Genomic DNA, 16,121 nt, shown 5'->3' on the forward strand with positions numbered 1-16,121 from the left:
AGCGGAGGCGGAGGGACTCGAACCCCCAAGCGCTTGCGCGCGCCGCATTTCGAGTGCGGTGCCTTACCAATTAGGACTACGCCTCCATTGTTCAGTCGGGACGGGCGGATTTGAACCGCCGACCCCTCGCTCCCGAAGCGAGTGCTCTACCGGGCTGAGCCACGTCCCGAACGATACCTCCTACAGCGGATCGGGTGGGATTCGAACCCACGAGGGGCTTTTGACCCCCACACGATTTCCAATCGTGCTCCTTAAGCCGCTCGGACACCGATCCCCGCAGCGTGACGGAGGGAGTGGGATTCGAACCCACGGACGCCTTGCGGGCGTCACGGTTTAGCAAACCGCTCCCTTGGGCCTCTCGGGCATCCCTCCTGATACAAATACGCGCGCCGGACGGCGTCCCGCACCGCCCGACCACGCGTCAGTTGCCCCTCCAGGGCTCGAACCTGGACTTTCCTGATCCAGAGTCAGGCGTGTTGCCAGTTACACCAAGGGGCATCAAAGCGCCCGTTCCCTATTGCAGGGTCTATTCCTCCACGGGCAGGGAGATACCTTCGAAGCGGGAGACGGGGCTCGAACCCGCGACCCTCAGCTTGGGAAGCTGATGCTCTGCCAACTGAGCTACTCCCGCAAACCGCGGCTACGCACCCGCCGCGCCACACGACCCTTACGAGCGTTCCGGCGCTAGCCGCCCTGCGCGCAGCCACCGAGCTACTCCCTCAAAGCGCAGCCTCACCTCCACCGCGCGCCACCACACCACCCTCAAGGTTAATAAAGCAGCGCGCGCCTCGCCAGAGCCACCGGTCGGATTTGAACCGACGACCGCTCGATTACGAATCGAGTGCTCTACCCCTGAGCTACGGTGGCGCGGGGCGAGTGGAGCCGAGGGGAGTCGAACCCCTGACCTCTGCAGTGCGATTGCAGCGCTCTCCCAACTGAGCTACGGCCCCGAAACCGGGGAATTACGAATACGGATTACGAATTACGCTCGAACCTCGGTCCCGCAGTCATTCGTAATTCGTCATTCGTAATTTGCGCGCCGCAGGCGCGCGATGGGCGGTACAAGACTCGAACTTGTGACCTCCACGATGTCAACGTGGCGCTCTAACCAACTGAGCTAACCGCCCGAGAACGGCGATTACGAATTACGGATTATGAATTACGCTCGAACCTCGGTCCCGCAGTCGTTCGTAAATTCGTCATTCGTAATTCGCCCGCGCCCATAATTCGCGCGCGCCACCAGGCGCGCGCGCCAGTGGTGGGGGTAGGATTCGAACCTACGTAGGCATAAGCCGGCAGATTTACAGTCTGCTCCATTTGACCGCTCTGGTACCCCACCGTTGTCCTGCGTCAGGTGCGCCCGGAGAGATTCGAACTCCCGACCCTCTGATCCGAAGTCAGATGCTCTATCCAGCTGAGCTACGGGCGCTCACCCGGCCAGGTGACTCCAGATATCGGCCGGACCCCACACGCCGTCTCATGGAGCCGAGGGGAATCGAACCCCTGACCTCTTGAATGCCATTCAAGCGCTCTCCCAACTGAGCTACGGCCCCAACCCGGAACCCGAATTTTCAACGCTCTTCCTACAGCGGGGCCGACGGGACTCGAACCCGCGACCTCCGGAGTGACAGTCCGGCACTCTAACCGTCTGAGCTACGGCCCCGTGAACAGCAATTACGAATTACGAATTACCGTCGTCACCACCCCACTCCCCCAGAGCGGGCAACCGGGCTCGAACCGGCGACCTCAACCTTGGCAAGGTTGCGCTCTACCAACTGAGCTATGCCCGCAGAACGAAAGTCCCTCTCAACCTCTGATCTATTGGACCGAAGCCCCAAAACCCTGAGCACGCGTAGCGTGCGAAGCTACTGAGCTATGCCCGCATATCTAGACGAACCTTCAATCGCCCCGCCGGCCTCCCAAAGTCGCAAGACCCCTTCGCACGCGCAGCGTGCGAAGCACTGAGCTATGCCCGCAAACCACGCCCATCCGCGACATCCCGTCCAGCCACTGATCCTGGGGCCGTACCCCCGGGGCCGTGCCCGTAACGCTCCCACGGGGAATCGAACCCCGGTCTCCACCTTGAAAGAGTGGCGTCCTAACCGTTAGACGATGGGAGCTCACTCCAACTCGCCACCGTCCCGCCGGCGGCCCATCTCCTCCAGAGCCCACGACGGGACTCGAACCCGTGACCTCTTCCTTACCAAGGAAGTGCTCTACCGACTGAGCTACGTGAGCGGGCTGCCTCCCTCGTTACTCCCCCTCCGACCCGGCGCTTCGCCCACCGTCCCTTCACAGGTCAGGAGGGACTCGAACCCCCAACCGCCGGTTTTGGAGACCGGTGCTCTACCAATTGAGCTACTGACCTACAGTGCAGGTGGCCAGGGAGGGAATCGAACCCCCGACACTGCGATTTTCAGTCGCATGCTCTACCAACTGAGCTACCTGGCCCGATCCCTCACGCCTTTCAACAAAAAACCGCCCGGCTTCGGCGGCAGAGACCGGCTTATAGCGGGGGCGGGATTCGAACCCGCGACCTTCGGGTTATGAGCCCGACGAGCTACCAGGCTGCTCCACCCCGCGGCAAGGACAGGAAGGATAATCTCATCCACACCCTCAGTCAACCCCCTGAGCCGCGCCGTCCGTTTCCGGGACGAGCCCGTCCCAACAGCGGACGAACGCCCTCTCCAGAGCCCTCCCCCAAAGGCGCTCATCCTCCTGTTTTACAACAAGTTATCCTACCCGCCGCAAAGCGGCATGTTCCTTCCCTTTTCCCCCGCTGGACCCGCCGATATTCCATCGCGCGGCCCGGTCTCGAAGCACCCGGATCACCCATGACGCTCCACCTGCCGACCCTCGTGCTACTCTGGCTGGCCGGATCCATCATCCTGATGCCGCTTTCGATCCTGGTCATCCGCTTTGCCGTCATCCCCCTGGTGACGACGCTGCTCCACCCCTCCGACCGGGGAGATTCGGCGCGGATCGCCCGCCTGGAGGAGAAGGTCGGCCGCCTCTCGCTCGAGCTGGAGCGGCTCGCCCGGACCGGCTCGCACACGGCCGGCGACTGAACCGCTCTCACCCGAGGAATCGAACCGTGGATATTCCTCGCCCGCAAACCCCCAAGCGCTCGCGCTGGATCCTGGGAGGCCTGGGCATCGCCGCCGTCCTGGCGACCACCATTGCCGTCGGACGCCTCGAGCCCGCGGCACCCACCGTCGATGCGGGCGTCTGGCTCGACACGGTGCAGCTCGGCACCTTCGTTCGCGAGGTCCGCGGACCGGGAACGCTCGTGCCTGAGCAGATCCGCTACATCTCGGCGGTGACCGCCGGCCGGGTCGAGCGCGTGCTGGTGCAGCCGGGCACACAGGTGACGCCCGAGACCGAGCTGCTCACCCTCAGCAACCCCGACGTCCAGCTCCAGCTGATGGAGGCGCAGCGGCAGCTCGCCACCGGTGAAGCGAACCTCGCCAACCTTCGTGCCACCCTCGAGAATCAGAGGTTGAGCCAGGAGGCCACGGTGGCCAGCGCCGAATCGCAGGCCCGCGAGGCCGAGCGGAAGGCTAAGGCCTACCGTGAGCTCGCCGCGCGCGGGCTCTACAGCCAGCTCGAGATCCAGAGCCTGGAGGACTCCGCGGTGGAGCTGGCCACGCGCCTGGAGATCGAGAAGAAGCGGCTCAGCTTCATCGAGCAGTCGATGGCCGCCCAGCTCGCCGCGCAGGAAGCGGAGATCGAGCGGCTCCGCGGCCTGGTCGCGTTCCAGCAGCGCTACCTCGAGTCTCTGCGAGTCACGGCGGGCACCCGCGGCGTGCTGCGCGAGCTTCCCCTGCAGGAGGGACAGTGGGTAAACCCCGGCCAGCAGCTGGCAGTGGTGGTGCAGCCGGGTCGCCTCAAGGCGGAGCTGCGCATTCCCGAGACCCAGGCCAAGGACGTGGTGGTGGGGCAGCGCGCCTCGATCGACACCCGCAACGGCATCGTCCCCGGGCGCGTGGTCCGCATCGACCCCGCGGTGGTGAACGGCACGGTCACCGTGGACGTCGCCCTCGAGGGCGAGCTGCCGCGTGGTGCACGCCCGGACCTGAGTGTCGACGGGACAATCGAGATCGAGCGGCTGCAGGACGTCCTCTTCGTCGGCCGTCCGGCCTACGGACAGCCCGAGAGCACCATCGGCGTCTTCCGCCTCGACCCCGACGGCGAATTCGCTCGCCGCGTCACCGTCGAGACCGGCCGCGCCTCCGTCAACGCCATCGAGATCCGCAGTGGCCTGCGCGAGGGCGACGTGGTGATCCTCAGCGACATGTCGCAGTGGGACGGGGTGGAGAGGGTGAAGATGAGATGAACGGTTTATCCGTTATCCGCTATCCGCTATCTGTCAGGGCCTGAAGCGGGATCCTCGCTGGTCCAGCGCCGCGGAAGGAAGGTCCAAACCTGGATGTCAGCCTCAGTCCTGACGGATAACGGATAACGGATAGCCCTGTCCCGACAGCAAAAGCCCATTCGCCACACTCTCAACAACTCGCATCCATGTCTGACTACGCATCCGACTCCACTCCGCTCATCCAGCTCACCAACGTCAGCAAGGTCTTCCTCACGGAGGAGGTCGAGACCCACGCGCTGTCGGGCATCCACCTGCAGATCCGGCAGGGGGAGTTCGTGGCGATCGCGGGGCCGAGCGGGTGCGGCAAGACGACGCTGCTCTCGATCCTGGGGCTGCTGGATACGCCGACCAGCGGCGAGTACAAGCTGGTCGGCCAGCCGGTGGAGAACCTCACCGCCCGGCAGCGCGCCCACATTCGCAACCGCGAGATCGGCTTCATCTTCCAGGCCTTCAACCTGATCGGCGACCTCACGGTCTACGAGAACGTGGAGCTACCGCTCACCTATCGTGGCATGCCGCAGAGCGAGCGCCGCCAGCGGGTAAACGAAGCGCTCCAGCGCGTGGGGATGGCCCACCGCACCAACCACTATCCCGCGCAGCTGTCCGGCGGCCAGCAGCAGCGCGTCGCAGTGGCTCGTGCCATTGCCGGCAGCCCCAGCGTGCTCCTCGCGGACGAGCCCACTGGCAACCTCGACAGCAGCAACGGTGAGGCAGTGATGGACCTGCTGCGGGAGCTCCATCAGGGGGGCGCCACCATCGTGATGGTCACCCACGACCCGCGCTACGAGGAGTACGCGGAGCGCAGCGTCCACCTCTTCGACGGCCAGATCGTCGAGGACGTGAGCGGCCCCAAAGCCGCGGAGCTGGCCGCCGAGCTCGAGCAGCACGGCTTCGAGGTAGGCTGAGAGTCGCCCCGATCCCCGAACCCGTTCGCCCATGTCCGCCCTCCGCCACGCCTTCCGGGGGCTGCTCCGCAGCCCCGGCTTGACCACCGTCGCCGTGCTGTCGTTGGCGCTCGGCATCGGCGCCAACACGGCCATCTTCAGCCTCATCGACGCGGTGATGCTGCGCTCGCTGCCTGTTCCGGAGCCGGACGAGCTGGTCCGAGTCACTTTCGGCGACGACGGGGACGCACAGCTCACCAATCCGTTGTGGGAGGAGCTTCGCGACCGGCAGGACGTATTCTCGGGCGCTTTCGCCTACGCCGAGGAATCGTTCGACCTGGCGAATGGGGGTGAGTCACGCCCCGTCGTCGGCAACTGGGTGAGCGGAGGATTCTTCTCCGCCCTCGGAGTGCGGCCCGCCGCGGGGCGGCTGCTGACAGAGAGCGACGACCGACCCGGCTGTCCGGGGACCGCCGTGCTCGGCTACGGTTTCTGGCAGAGCGAATTCGGCGGCGATCCGGCAGTCGTCGGCCGCACCCTCGCGCTGAACGGCCACCCCTTCGAGATCGTCGGGGTCGCGCCCGAGGGCTTCTTCGGCTTCAACGTGGGTACCTCGACCCAGGTGTATGCCCCGCTCTGCGCCACCGTGATCCTGTCGCCGCCGACGGGTGGTCTCGACAACCGGAGCTTCTGGTTCCTCCGGGTTGCGGGACGCCTGCGGGAGGGGGTGGACGTCGACGACGCCCGGGCTCGCCTCGCCGCCCTCGCGCCGTCGATCTACGCCGCCACGGTACCGCAGGACTGGAACGCGGAGATGCAGCGGTCCTACCTGCAGGGCTCCCTGGGTGCCGAGCCCGCGGCGAACGGCTACTCCGACCTGCGCAACAACTACGACCGGGCGCTCACCATCCTCATGGGCGTGGTCGGCCTCGTACTGCTCATCGCCTGCGCCAACGTCGCCAACCTGCTCCTCGCCCGCGCCGCCACACGGGAGCGCGAGCTCGCCATCCGAATCGCGATCGGGGTGGGACGCGCTCGGCTGTTGCGCCAGCTTCTGGGAGAGAGCCTGCTCCTCTCCCTGCTCGGCGCAGGGGCGGGGCTCCTGTTCGCAGACTGGGCGAGTGGGCTCCTGGTGGCGATGCTCTCGAGCGGCCCCGACCCGATTGCGCTGGACCTTTCGCTCAACCCCAGAGTGCTCGCCTTCACCGCGGCCGCGGCGATCGGCACGACGATCTTCTTCGGCCTCCTGCCGGCCTGGCGTGCCACCCAGGTGGACCCGCAGGCGGCGATGAGGTCGAACGACTACACCATTGCCCGGGGCGACTCCCGCTTCAGCGCGAGAAAGGCGCTGGTGGTGGCGCAGATCACGCTCTCGCTGGCTCTGCTGGTGGTTGCCGGGCTCCTGCTGGGAACGCTCAACCGGCTCGCCACGGTCGAGACCGGCTTCAACCGCGAAGGGATCCTTACCACCAGCCTCGACCTGAGGAAGACCGGCTTCGACGAGGAGGGCCTCGCCACGGCCAAGCGCGAGATCCTGGAGCGCGTCCGCTCCTCCCCGGGCGTGGTCGCCGCCAGCGCGGCGGACATCCTCCCCCTCAGCGGAGCAGCCTGGAACGGGCTGATCGCGGTCGACGGCTTCCAGCCGCAGGGAGAGCGGGACGCGCTGGTCTTCTTCAACGCGGTCGCGGAGGACTATTTCACGACCATGGGGACGAGCCTCCTGGCCGGTCGGGAGTTCACGGCGGCAGATGGGGCCGATTCGCCCCCGGTCGCCGTCATCAACGAGGCGCTCGCGCGGAAGTTCTTCGGCACGCGGAACCCGATCGGCGAGCGGATCGGCCTGGTCTCCCCGGGTACGGGCGAGTTGGACGACCTCGTCGAGGTGGTCGGGGTGGTCCGCGACACAAAATACCGATCGCTCCGCGAGGAGCCGGTGCAGCTCCTCTACCGTCCGCTCAGTCAGGTCGGGGGCGGACCTTCTCTCCGCCTGTTGGTGCGGGGGAGGAGCGAGCCCGAGGGCCTGATACCGATCGTGGAAGCGATCGCCCGCGAGGTGCACCCGCAGATCTCCCTTCGCTCTTCCGTGCTGTCGGAGCGTATCGCGGCTTCGCTGGTCGGAGAGCGGGTGATGGCCACGCTGGCCAGCTTCTTCGGCGGCCTCGCCGTGATCCTCACCGTGGTCGGCCTGTACGGCACGATCTCGTACAACGTGACCCGCCGCCGCAGCGAGATCGGCGTGCGCATGGCGCTTGGAGCCGAGCGCAACGACCTGGTGCGCATGATCCTGGGCGAAGTTGCGCGCCTGCTGGGCGTCGGGCTGCTCCTCGGCCTCGTCGTCTCGCTGCTGTCGACCAAGCTCCTGACCTCCCTGCTCTACGGCCTCTCGCCGCGCGACCCTACCACACTCGCCCTCGCCGCCGCGGCCCTGACCGCCGTCGCCCTGGCCGCGGGATCCTTCCCGGCCTGGCAGGCAGCACGGATGGATCCCATGGCGGCGCTGAGGGAGGAGTGACGGAAGAATTGGGGAAGGAGCTAGATGGAGAGGAGTGGAGAAGGAGGAGCTAGAAGCAAGGAGCTAGAAGCTAGAAGTTGGGGCTTGCTAGTGGAGGTGCTGGGAATGGGGAGCCAGGGAGCCAGAAGGAGCGAGCGTAGTAACCCCGTGGGCTTCGGTGACGGCTGGGGTGCGCTGTAGCCGGAAGCCGGTATTCGTGTTGGCGCGCGATCCGGTCAGGCCGATTGACGCGCTTATTGCAGCGTACGCTTTGTCAGCCAGACGCACGCGTCTTCTAGCTTCTAGCTTCCAGCTTCTCAACTCCTGACTTTTCGCCCCATGGCCGAAGTCATCTTCCAATTCGGCACCCCCGTCCTCGACCGCAAGGGCCAGCCCTGCTCCGTCCAGGTCTGCGGTCGGCCGAACGAGGATGGGTTGTGGGACGGGTGGATCGAGTTCACGCCGGTGGGCGGCGGGGAGGTCCTGAGGACGCAGCGGGAGACGACGCAGCCCAATCGGGTGGATCTGGAGTACTGGGCGAGCGGCCTCACCCCGGTATACCTCGAGGGCGCGCTGCAACGCGCAGAGGAGCCCCCGCGCGTACGTCCGTCAGCAGTCCCCTCCGAGCCAGCCTACGAGGGACCCAGGCCGACCTGGGAGTCGGCCGCTCCGCCGGCCGAAGCCCGTCCTCGGCGCGCCGTGCTCGACCCCTTTGCGGCTTATCTGCAGGGGGAGCAGGTGCTGCGTGAGGAGCTGTCTGCGCTCGCCGACGGGCATCTCCGCAACATCATCCAGACGTACGCACTGGCGGAAGCCTCCTCGGCAGAGCTAGCGCGGATTTCCCGCCCGGTGCTGATCGACCTGATCGTCAGCGGCGTGCGAAAAGGGCGACGCGGGCCTCGTTGATCATCCCCGTATCACGCCGCCGCCGGAGTGACCTGCTTGGTCTCAAGCTCCGCTTCGCCCAAGCGCCGCACCTTCGCTGCGTGCGTGCGATGAAGGCCATGCCTGTGCAACGATTGACGGGCGTCGCTGGGGCGCGCGAGGGTGATCAGGAACCTTGTCAGCAGATGCTCACCGCGCGAGGCCGATCCGCGTACCAGCGTGCTCCCATCCTCCCGTGGTACACAGCCGATGACGATCTCCCCCACCTCCAGGAACAGCTTCAGGTATCCCCTGCCGACCTGCTCGGCGAAAGCCGCGTAGGCACTGCCGGCGTGGATGAAGAAGGCGCGGGCCCGCTCGATCACCTCGTCGGAGGTCAGGCTCGTGCGGATCTCGTGGATTTTCATCGTATCTCTCCTGGAATCCGACACATCTTTGTACCTGAGTATACGGTCTCCCCAGACGCGGGTCCGTGACACCCGTCACATGCCGGCACCACACGGGCCGGCAGCGCACGAGTTGGAGAGCGCGCCCGGATCATCGGTCCCTGGCCGCAGGGCATCCCGGAGAGAACGAGGAAACGGGGCACGTAGGAGGGTGTTCGGAAATGGGATTGCACCGTCCCGCGCGCGGACGAGCGCGGGTCTGGCTCAATCACGCATCCCCATCCGTCGCAACGTCTTACGATTCACGTCCCGGTGGCACTCATCTTCCCCCTTTGGTGGTCGGTTCCATGTCTTTCCTCTGTTTCCGGATGCCGATGCTCTCCGCTCGAAGCGAACACGATCTGCAGTCCCTTCCCGACCCGCTCCTGCACCTGCGCGACGTCGGCAAGCACGTGGATTCCAGGGCGGGTCGGATCAACCTGCTGAACCACATCAACCTGACCGTCCGACCGGGCGACTTCATCAGCATCATGGGACCGTCCGGAGCCGGGAAAACCACGCTGCTGAACATCCTGGCGATGTTCGACGGGGACTTCACCGGGGAGTATCTCTTCGCGGGGCGCGCCGTTCACCGCATGAAGCCGAAGGAGCGGCGCGAGCTGAACAAGCGTCACGTGGGCTTCGTCTTCCAGCAGTATCACCTGCTCGACGACCTCACGGTCGCGGAGAACCTGGAGGTTCCGCTATCCTACCGCGACGTAAAGCGATCCGAGCGCGCCGCCCTCGTGGCGGACATTCTCGACCGCTTTCAGATCGTGGGGAAGAAGGACCTCTTCCCCTCGCAGCTCTCCGGTGGACAGCAGCAGCTCGTGGCGGTCGCCCGGGCGGTAATCGCCCGGCCCACTATCATCCTGGCCGACGAGCCCACCGGCAGCCTCCACTCCTCGCAGGGACGCATGATCATGGAGTTGTTGCAGAAGCTGAACGAGGAGGGAATCACGATCGTACAGGTGACGCATTCCGAGGAGAACGCCGGGTATGGGAACAGGATTGTGCAGCTGATGGATGGATGGATCGTGAACGGAGAGAAGCTAGGAGCTAGAAGCTAGGAGGCAGAGGGGTGCTCACTACCGGTGCGACGGTGTATCCGAAAGCCGGCGAAGCGCGCCTTCTAGCTTCTAGCTCCTAGCTTCTCCTCCTCTACTTCTAAATACTGGAATTCAGCCCTTCAGAATTGCGTTTCCAGAATATGCCTGATTCCCCTCCCAGAATTCTCATTGCCGACGATCAACCCGACATTCTCCAGGCGCTCCGGCTGTTGTTGAAGCCGGAGGGATACGAGGTGGTCACGGCCACGTCGCCGGCCCACGTGGGTCAGGCCGTCGGCGAGCACGATCTGGACGTGATCCTGATGGACATGAACTACGCGCGGGACACGACCTCGGGCAAGGAGGGGTTGGACCTGCTCGCGCGCATCAATGCGGTGTATCCGAACCTTCCCGTGGTGGTGATGACGGCGTGGGGGAGCGTGGAGGGCGCGGTGGAGGCGATGCGGCGCGGTGCACGCGATTACATCGAGAAACCCTGGGACAACGCCCGCCTGCTGGCCACGTTGCGCACGCAGGTCGAGCTGAGCCGCGCGCTACGCCGCAGCGCCTCGCTGGAGGACGCGAACCGGCGCCTGCAGGGCGATGGGCTCCCGAAGATGATCGCGGAATCCCGCGCCATGCAGCCGATCCTGCGCATCATGGAGCGGATCGGGCCGTCGGACGCGAACGTGTTGATCACGGGTGAGCACGGCACGGGCAAGGAGGTGGTCGCCCGCTGGCTGCACGCCTCCTCTCGCCGTGCCCGCAAGCCGCTGGTCACGGTCAACGCCGGTGGAATCTCGGAGGGGCTCTTCGAGAGCGAGCTGTTCGGCCACGTGAAGGGGGCGTTCACCGACGCCAAGTCCGACCGGATCGGCTTCTTCGAGATGGCCGACGGCGGCACCCTCTTCCTCGACGAGATCGGCAACCTCTCTCCCAAGCTGCAGGCGCGGCTGCTGCGGGTGCTGCAGACCGGGGAGTTCCAGCGGGTCGGCTCCTCCCGCACGATCCGGGCGGACGTCCGTGTCCTCTCCGCCACCAACCTCAATCTCGACACCGAAGTGGCCGAGGGTCGCTTCCGTGAGGACCTGCTCTACCGCCTGAACACGGTGGAGATCCGCCTGCCCCCCCTGCGCGAACGTCGCGAGGACATTCCGACGCTCGCCAATCACTTCCTGCGCCGACAGGCGGCGCAGTACCGCAAGAGCATCACCGGTTTCTCCCCGCAGGCGATGAATGCGCTCCTGGCCTACGACTGGCCGGGGAACATCCGCGAGCTCGAGCACACCGTGGAGCGCGCCGTCCTCCTCGCCTCGGGCGAGGTGGTCGAAGCGGCGGACCTCAACCTGCGCGGCCAGAGCCAGCCCGAGGAGCCCCAGACGCTCGAAGAGATGTCCCTCGCGGAGGTCGAGCGCGTCCTCATCCAGAAAGCCCTCCGTCGCCACGGCGGCAACGTCACCCAAGCCGCGGAAGCGCTGGGGCTGAGCAGAAGCGCGCTATATCGCAGACTGCAGCGGTATGGACTGTGAGGGCGCTGAATTACGAATTACTAATTACGAATTACGGATTACGGATTGTAGGCCACGCATTTCCTCATAGACGGGACTGCGGGATGCGCTTGCGGCTCGCGCAACCGCTGTTGTAGTCCATGGGCGCGGCTCAGTCAATTCGTAATCCGTAATTCGTAATTCGTAATCGGAGCCCATCGCTCCAACCCAGAATCAAGAATTCAAAATTGCCCGGCCTCCGCTACCAGTCCAGAATTCTTCTGCTCGCGCTGCTGGCGGGAGCGCCGGGGACGGCGATCGGGGTGGGGCTGGTGTGGGCGCAGGGGTACCAGCTGCGCACGGAGTGGACGCTGACGCTGCTCGTTGTGGGGGTGTGGCTGGGGGCGGCCTTCGCTCTGCGGGAGAGGGTCGTGCGGCCGCTGCAGACACTGGCCAACCTGTTGGGGGCGCTGCGGGAGGGGGATTTCTCGATCCGCGCACGCGGCGCGCGTGGGGACGACGCCCTGGGCCTCGCCCAGCTGGAGGTGAATACGCTGGCCGAGACGCTCCGCGAGCAGCGCCTCGGTGCGCAGGAGGCCACCGCCCTCCTACGGACGGTGATGGCCGAGATCGACGTCGCCATCCTCGCCTTCGACGAGCAGCAACGGGTGCGGCTGGCAAACCGCGCGGCGGAGGACTTGCTCGGTCAGCCCGCCGCCCGGCTGATGGGGCGGCGCGCGAGCGACGTCGAACTCGAATCCTGCCTCAGCGGGGTCGCTCCGCGAACCTTCAGCGGCAGCTTTGCAGGCCGTAGCGGACGCTGGGAGTTGCGTCGCTCGGAGTTCCGACAGGGAGGGCTCCCGCACCAGCTGGTGGTTCTCTCGGACGTGAGTCGGGCGCTCCGCGAGGAGGAGCGCGCCGCCTGGCAGCGACTTACCCGGGTCCTCAGCCACGAGATCAACAACTCGCTCACGCCCATCCAGTCGATCGCCGGCAGCCTGCTCGACCTCGTCCGGCAGGAGCCGCTTCCCGCCGATGCGGCGGAGGACCTGCGCCAGGGTCTCGGAGTCATCCGCAGCCGAGCCGCGTCACTGGGCCGCTTCCTCTCCTCCTACGCCCGCCTCACCCGGCTCCCCCCACCCAGTTCGGTCCCGATAGACGTCCGCCCCTGGATCCACCGCGTCGCTGCGCTCGAGAGCCGCGTGCCCGTGCGCGTAGTCGACGGGCCTGACCTGATCGTGACAGCCGATCCCGACCAGCTCGACCAACTCCTCATCAACCTGCTGCGCAACGCAGCCGACGCCTCGCTCGAAACCGGCGGTGCCGTCACCATCTCCTGGAGCGCGGACCCCGACGAGCTGGCCATCCAGGTCCTGGACGAGGGTCCCGGCCTCCAGGACAGCAGCAACCTCTTTGTCCCCTTCTTCACCACCAAACCCAATGGCAGCGGCATCGGCCTTGTCCTCTCTCGCCAGATCGCCGACGCCCACAGCGGCTCGCTCACGCTGGAGAACCGGAAGGATGGGCGGGGGTGTGTCGCGGAGGTGAGGATCCCGAGGGGGAATTCCGGGGGCGGACGTTAATACGAATTACGAGCCTATCCCGCAGCCTTCACATCATCCTCCCCCACCCACACCCCCTCTTCCCGGTACTGCTTGAGCTTGCGGTAGAGGGTGCGCCGGTCGATGCCCAGGATCTCGGCGGTCCGCATCTGGTGCCCGTGATTGACTTGCAGCAGTTCCAGGATGTACTCGCGCTCGAGCCGGGCCAGGCTCCAGCGGTTCCTGGCCGCCTTCGCCACGAGCTCCGACTCGACGCTCCCGCGCAGTCGTCCGCGCGCGGGGGCCTCGAAGGGGATGGTGCGCGCGCCGGCGTGCAGGATGACGGAGCGCTCGATGAAATTCTCCAGCTCGCGCACATTGCCGGGCCAGTCGTGGCTCAGCAGGCGGCGCATCGTCTCCGGGCTGATCTCGGGGGGCTCGAGGCCGTGCTCCGCGGCGAACTTCAGGCGGAAGTGACTCGCCAGCAGGGGAATGTCCTCCTTCCGCTCCCGCAGCGGGGGGACATGGATGGGGAAGATGTTGAGCCGGTAGTAGAGATCCTCGCGGAAGCGGCCGGCGGCGACCTCCTCCTCCAGCGGGATGTTCCCCGCCGCAATCAACCGGAAGTCGACCGGCACCGGCTGACTGCTCCCCAGCCGTTGGATGTGCCGCTCCTGCAGGACGCGCAGCAGCTTCACCTGGATGGCCGGCGAGATGGTGGCGATCTCGTCGAGGAAGAGGGTTCCACCGTGCGCCTCCTCGAACAAGCCGCGCCGGTTCGATATCGCTCCCGTGAAGGCTCCCTTCACGTAGCCGAAGAGCTCGCTCTCCAGCAGCGTCTCGGGGAGCGCGGAGCAGTTGACCGCCACGAACGGACCGCGCGCCCGGTCGGAGAGCTCGTGGATCGCTCGTGCCACCAGCTCCTTGCCGGTCCCCGTCTCGCCAGTGATCAGCACCGTCGCGGCCGTCGGCGCGACCCGCTCGATCAGGTCGTGCACGCGACGCAGCGCGGCGGACTTGCCAATGATCCGCGTCTTGCGGCTCTCGGCCACCTGCCGGCGAAGCTGGGTGACCTCGCGCCGCAGCTGGGTATCCCGCTGCGCCTTCTCGACCGTCAGGAGCAGGACGTCGGCCCCGACCGGCTTGGTGATGTAATCGAAGGCGCCCAGCTTCATCGCCTCGACCGCCGTATCCGCGGCGTCGTCGCCGGTCACCATGATGAACTGACAGTCCGTCTGCAGGCTCCGCCCCGCAGCCAGCACGTCGAGCCCCCCTACGTCAGGCAGGTTGACGTCGAGGAGCACGACGTCGAAGAGCTCGCGCTCGAGCGCCCGTAGCGCCTCCATCCCCGTCGCCGAGACCTCGACCGAGTAGCCCGCTCGCTCCAGCACGAAGACGACGAAGCGCCGGGCGCTTTCGTCGTCTTCGATGAGGAGCAGGCGACCCCGATTAGGGGCCTCGGATACGGCCGTCATGGTGAGGAGATCCTTCGGGTACGGGACCGCCGGGGGACTCCCCCAGCCGTCCTGGAGTATCGTCCCGCACAGAGACCGGCTTCAGCCGACCACCAGGTTCAGCAGTCGATCCGGGACGAAGATCGTCTTGCGAGGGCTCTTGCCGTCGGTGTACCGCTGGACGTTCGCGTCGGCGAGCGCGGCGGCGCGCGCTTCATCTTCCGAGATACCGCGGGGCAGCCGCAGACGGGTGCGTACCTTCCCGTTCACCTGTACGACGAACTCCACGCTGTCGGGCACCGCCTTCCGGGGATCAAACTCGGGCCAGCGACCCCGCTCGAAGATCGATCCCTCGTTGCCCAGTCGCTCCCAGAGCTCCTCCGCCAGGTGCGGCGCGAACGGCGCCACCATCAGCAGCAGCGGCTCGACGGCCGCACGCTCCACCGTTCGACCACCGCTGCGCACCACGTTCAGGTACTCCATCATGGCGGCGATGGCGGTGTTGTAGGAGAGCGACTCGATGTCCTCGGTCACCTTCTGGATGGTGCCGTGGAGCTTCTGCTCCACCTCCGGGTCCAGCGGGCGGTCCTCCGCGGTGAGAACGGAGTCCCACAATCGATTGAGGAAGCCGTGCGGCCCCGTGATTCCCGCCTCGCGGAAGTCCCCTCCCTCCTGGTAGGGCCCCAGGAACATCAGGTAGGTCCGGAAGGTGTCGGCTCCGTACCTTTCGATGTACTCGTCGGGAACCACGACGTTCCCGCGCGACTTCGACATTTTCGCCCCGTCCTTGATGATCAGGCCGTGGGCGCGGAAGCGCTGGAACGGCTCCTCGAACTCGATCAGGCCGAGGTCCTTCAGCGCCATGGTGATGAAGCGTGCGTAAAGCAGGTGCAGCACCGCGTGCTCGTTGCCGCCGATGTAGCTGTGCACCGGCAGCCACGAGCGGGTGAGCTCCGGGTCGAAAGGCAGCGAATCGTTGTTCGCGGACGGGTAGCGCAGGAAGTACCAGGCCGAGTCCAAAAATGTATCGGAGACGTCGGTCTCCCTCCGCGCCTTGCCGCCGCACGACGGGCACTCCGTCAGGTACCACTCGCTGTGGCGCGCGAGCGGCGAGATCCCCGACGCGTCAGGCCGGTAATCCTCGACGTAGGGGAGCTGCACCGGGAGCTGGTCTTCCGGCACCGGTACAACGCCGCAGGCGTCGCAGTAGAGGATCGGGACCGGCGGCCCCCAGTACCTCTGCCGCGAGATGCACCAGTCGTGGAGCCGGTAATTCACCTGGGGTTCGGCCAGCCCCTGACCACCCATCTCCTCCACGATCGCTCGACCGCCCTCCTTCCAGTCCAGCCCATCGAAGCGACCGGAATTCACCAGGGTGCCCGGTCCGACGTATGCTTCCTCCAGGGGCGTATCCGCCGTCTCCCCCTCCGCCGCGATCACCCGGCGGATCGGCAGTCCGAACTTGCGCGCGAACTCGAAGTCGCGCTCATCGTGCCCCGGGACCGCCATGATGGCGCCCGTCCCGTACTC

11 protein-coding genes and 19 tRNA genes are annotated in these 16,121 nt (G+C 66.4%); 8 read left to right on the plus strand and 22 right to left on the minus strand.

Translation table 11 applies throughout. From position 1 onward, the window contains the following. Positions 1–2: 2 nt before the first annotated feature. The 19 genes from VF167_11055 to VF167_11145 form a co-directional block, all read right to left on the minus strand. Positions 3–86: transfer RNA gene (locus tag VF167_11055), tRNA-Ser, on the minus strand. A 9-nt stretch (positions 87–95) separates the two neighbouring features. Continuing rightward, positions 96–169, minus strand: a tRNA-Pro gene (locus VF167_11060). A 17-nt stretch (positions 170–186) separates the two neighbouring features. After that, a tRNA-Ser gene (locus VF167_11065) sits at positions 187–274 on the minus strand. An 11-nt stretch (positions 275–285) separates the two neighbouring features. Beyond that, a tRNA-Ser gene (locus VF167_11070) sits at positions 286–372 on the minus strand. Between the two features lie 53 nt (positions 373–425). Then, positions 426–498 (minus strand) — tRNA-Gln (locus VF167_11075). A gap of 60 nt (positions 499–558) precedes the next feature. Then, positions 559–631: transfer RNA gene (locus VF167_11080), tRNA-Gly, on the minus strand. Positions 632–795: 164 nt separating this feature from the next. After that, positions 796–867: transfer RNA gene (locus VF167_11085), tRNA-Thr, on the minus strand. A 10-nt stretch (positions 868–877) separates the two neighbouring features. Further along, positions 878–950: transfer RNA gene (locus VF167_11090), tRNA-Ala, on the minus strand. A 103-nt stretch (positions 951–1,053) separates the two neighbouring features. Next, a tRNA-Val gene (locus VF167_11095) sits at positions 1,054–1,127 on the minus strand. Positions 1,128–1,256: 129 nt separating this feature from the next. Continuing rightward, positions 1,257–1,339: transfer RNA gene (locus VF167_11100), tRNA-Tyr, on the minus strand. 16 nt (positions 1,340–1,355) lie between these two features. After that, positions 1,356–1,429, minus strand: a tRNA-Arg gene (locus VF167_11105). Between the two features lie 51 nt (positions 1,430–1,480). After that, positions 1,481–1,553 (minus strand) — tRNA-Ala (locus VF167_11110). Between the two features lie 36 nt (positions 1,554–1,589). After that, a tRNA-Asp gene (locus VF167_11115) sits at positions 1,590–1,663 on the minus strand. Between the two features lie 54 nt (positions 1,664–1,717). Further along, positions 1,718–1,790, minus strand: a tRNA-Gly gene (locus tag VF167_11120). A 258-nt stretch (positions 1,791–2,048) separates the two neighbouring features. Further along, positions 2,049–2,120: transfer RNA gene (locus VF167_11125), tRNA-Glu, on the minus strand. A 45-nt stretch (positions 2,121–2,165) separates the two neighbouring features. Next, positions 2,166–2,238, minus strand: a tRNA-Thr gene (locus tag VF167_11130). 57 nt (positions 2,239–2,295) lie between these two features. Beyond that, positions 2,296–2,368: transfer RNA gene (locus VF167_11135), tRNA-Trp, on the minus strand. Positions 2,369–2,378: 10 nt separating this feature from the next. Continuing rightward, a tRNA-Phe gene (locus tag VF167_11140) sits at positions 2,379–2,451 on the minus strand. Between the two features lie 58 nt (positions 2,452–2,509). Next, positions 2,510–2,583 (minus strand) — tRNA-Met (locus VF167_11145). A 251-nt stretch (positions 2,584–2,834) separates the two neighbouring features. Here VF167_11145 and VF167_11150 point away from each other — a divergent pair. The 5 genes from VF167_11150 to VF167_11170 all read left to right on the plus strand — a co-directional run bounded on the left by VF167_11150 (position 2,835) and on the right by VF167_11170 (position 8,656). Then, entirely contained in the window at positions 2,835–3,068 is a 234-nt protein-coding gene (locus VF167_11150) for a hypothetical protein (protein ID HEX6925966.1), read from the plus strand. Between the two features lie 26 nt (positions 3,069–3,094). Continuing rightward, positions 3,095–4,336: an HlyD family efflux transporter periplasmic adaptor subunit gene (locus tag VF167_11155; GenBank protein HEX6925967.1), complete on the plus strand. Its 1,242-nt coding sequence runs from the start codon at positions 3,095–3,097 to the stop codon at positions 4,334–4,336. 185 nt (positions 4,337–4,521) lie between these two features. After that, positions 4,522–5,280, plus strand: a complete 759-nt coding sequence (locus VF167_11160; protein HEX6925968.1) for an ABC transporter ATP-binding protein — start codon at positions 4,522–4,524, stop codon at positions 5,278–5,280. 31 nt (positions 5,281–5,311) lie between these two features. Beyond that, entirely contained in the window at positions 5,312–7,771 is a 2,460-nt protein-coding gene (locus VF167_11165; GenBank protein ID HEX6925969.1) for an ABC transporter permease, read from the plus strand. A 318-nt stretch (positions 7,772–8,089) separates the two neighbouring features. Next, entirely contained in the window at positions 8,090–8,656 is a 567-nt protein-coding gene (locus tag VF167_11170; GenBank protein HEX6925970.1) for a hypothetical protein, read from the plus strand. An 11-nt stretch (positions 8,657–8,667) separates the two neighbouring features. Here the strand turns inward: VF167_11170 and VF167_11175 are convergent, their stop codons facing one another. After that, positions 8,668–9,042, minus strand: coding sequence for a hypothetical protein (locus VF167_11175; GenBank protein HEX6925971.1), 375 nt, complete (start codon positions 9,040–9,042; stop codon positions 8,668–8,670). A 353-nt stretch (positions 9,043–9,395) separates the two neighbouring features. On the opposite strand from VF167_11175, the gene VF167_11180 reads away from it, so the two are divergent. From VF167_11180 to VF167_11190, 3 genes are all read left to right on the plus strand, one after another. After that, entirely contained in the window at positions 9,396–10,130 is a 735-nt protein-coding gene (locus tag VF167_11180) for an ABC transporter ATP-binding protein (GenBank protein ID HEX6925972.1), read from the plus strand. A 140-nt stretch (positions 10,131–10,270) separates the two neighbouring features. Beyond that, the gene (locus VF167_11185) at positions 10,271–11,638 is read left to right on the plus strand and encodes a sigma-54 dependent transcriptional regulator (GenBank protein ID HEX6925973.1); all 1,368 of its coding nucleotides are present in this window, start codon (positions 10,271–10,273) and stop codon (positions 11,636–11,638) included. A 206-nt stretch (positions 11,639–11,844) separates the two neighbouring features. Next, positions 11,845–13,179 carry an ATP-binding protein gene (locus VF167_11190; GenBank protein ID HEX6925974.1) on the plus strand — a complete coding sequence of 445 codons (1,335 nt, stop codon included), beginning with the start codon at positions 11,845–11,847 and terminating at the stop codon, positions 13,177–13,179. A gap of 14 nt (positions 13,180–13,193) precedes the next feature. On the opposite strand, the gene VF167_11195 is transcribed toward VF167_11190, so the two are convergent. After that, complete coding sequence (locus VF167_11195; protein HEX6925975.1) at positions 13,194–14,612, minus strand: sigma-54 dependent transcriptional regulator; 1,419 nt, start codon at positions 14,610–14,612, stop codon at positions 13,194–13,196. Positions 14,613–14,693: 81 nt separating this feature from the next. Then, the coding region (locus VF167_11200; GenBank protein ID HEX6925976.1) for a class I tRNA ligase family protein at positions 14,694–16,121 on the minus strand (1,428 nt) is incomplete at its 5' end.

It is taken from the genome of Longimicrobiaceae bacterium, from assembly GCA_036375715.1.
Lineage (GTDB): Bacteria > Gemmatimonadota > Gemmatimonadetes > Longimicrobiales > Longimicrobiaceae > DASVBS01.

Bases quoted from the DNA above. Each gene is read 5' to 3' on its own strand.
- VF167_11150 (HEX6925966.1), top strand. From the start codon at position 2,835: ATGACGCTCCACCTGCCGACCCTCGTGCTACTCTGGCTGGCCGGATCC.
- VF167_11160 (HEX6925968.1), top strand. From the start codon at position 4,522: ATGTCTGACTACGCATCCGACTCCACTCCGCTCATCCAGCTCACCAAC.
- VF167_11165 (HEX6925969.1), top strand. From the start codon at position 5,312: ATGTCCGCCCTCCGCCACGCCTTCCGGGGGCTGCTCCGCAGCCCCGGC.
- VF167_11170 (HEX6925970.1), top strand. From the start codon at position 8,090: ATGGCCGAAGTCATCTTCCAATTCGGCACCCCCGTCCTCGACCGCAAG.
- VF167_11175 (HEX6925971.1), bottom strand. From the start codon at position 9,042: ATGAAAATCCACGAGATCCGCACGAGCCTGACCTCCGACGAGGTGATC.
- VF167_11180 (HEX6925972.1), top strand. From the start codon at position 9,396: ATGCTCTCCGCTCGAAGCGAACACGATCTGCAGTCCCTTCCCGACCCG.
- VF167_11185 (HEX6925973.1), top strand. From the start codon at position 10,271: ATGCCTGATTCCCCTCCCAGAATTCTCATTGCCGACGATCAACCCGAC.
- VF167_11195 (HEX6925975.1), bottom strand. From the start codon at position 14,612: ATGACGGCCGTATCCGAGGCCCCTAATCGGGGTCGCCTGCTCCTCATC.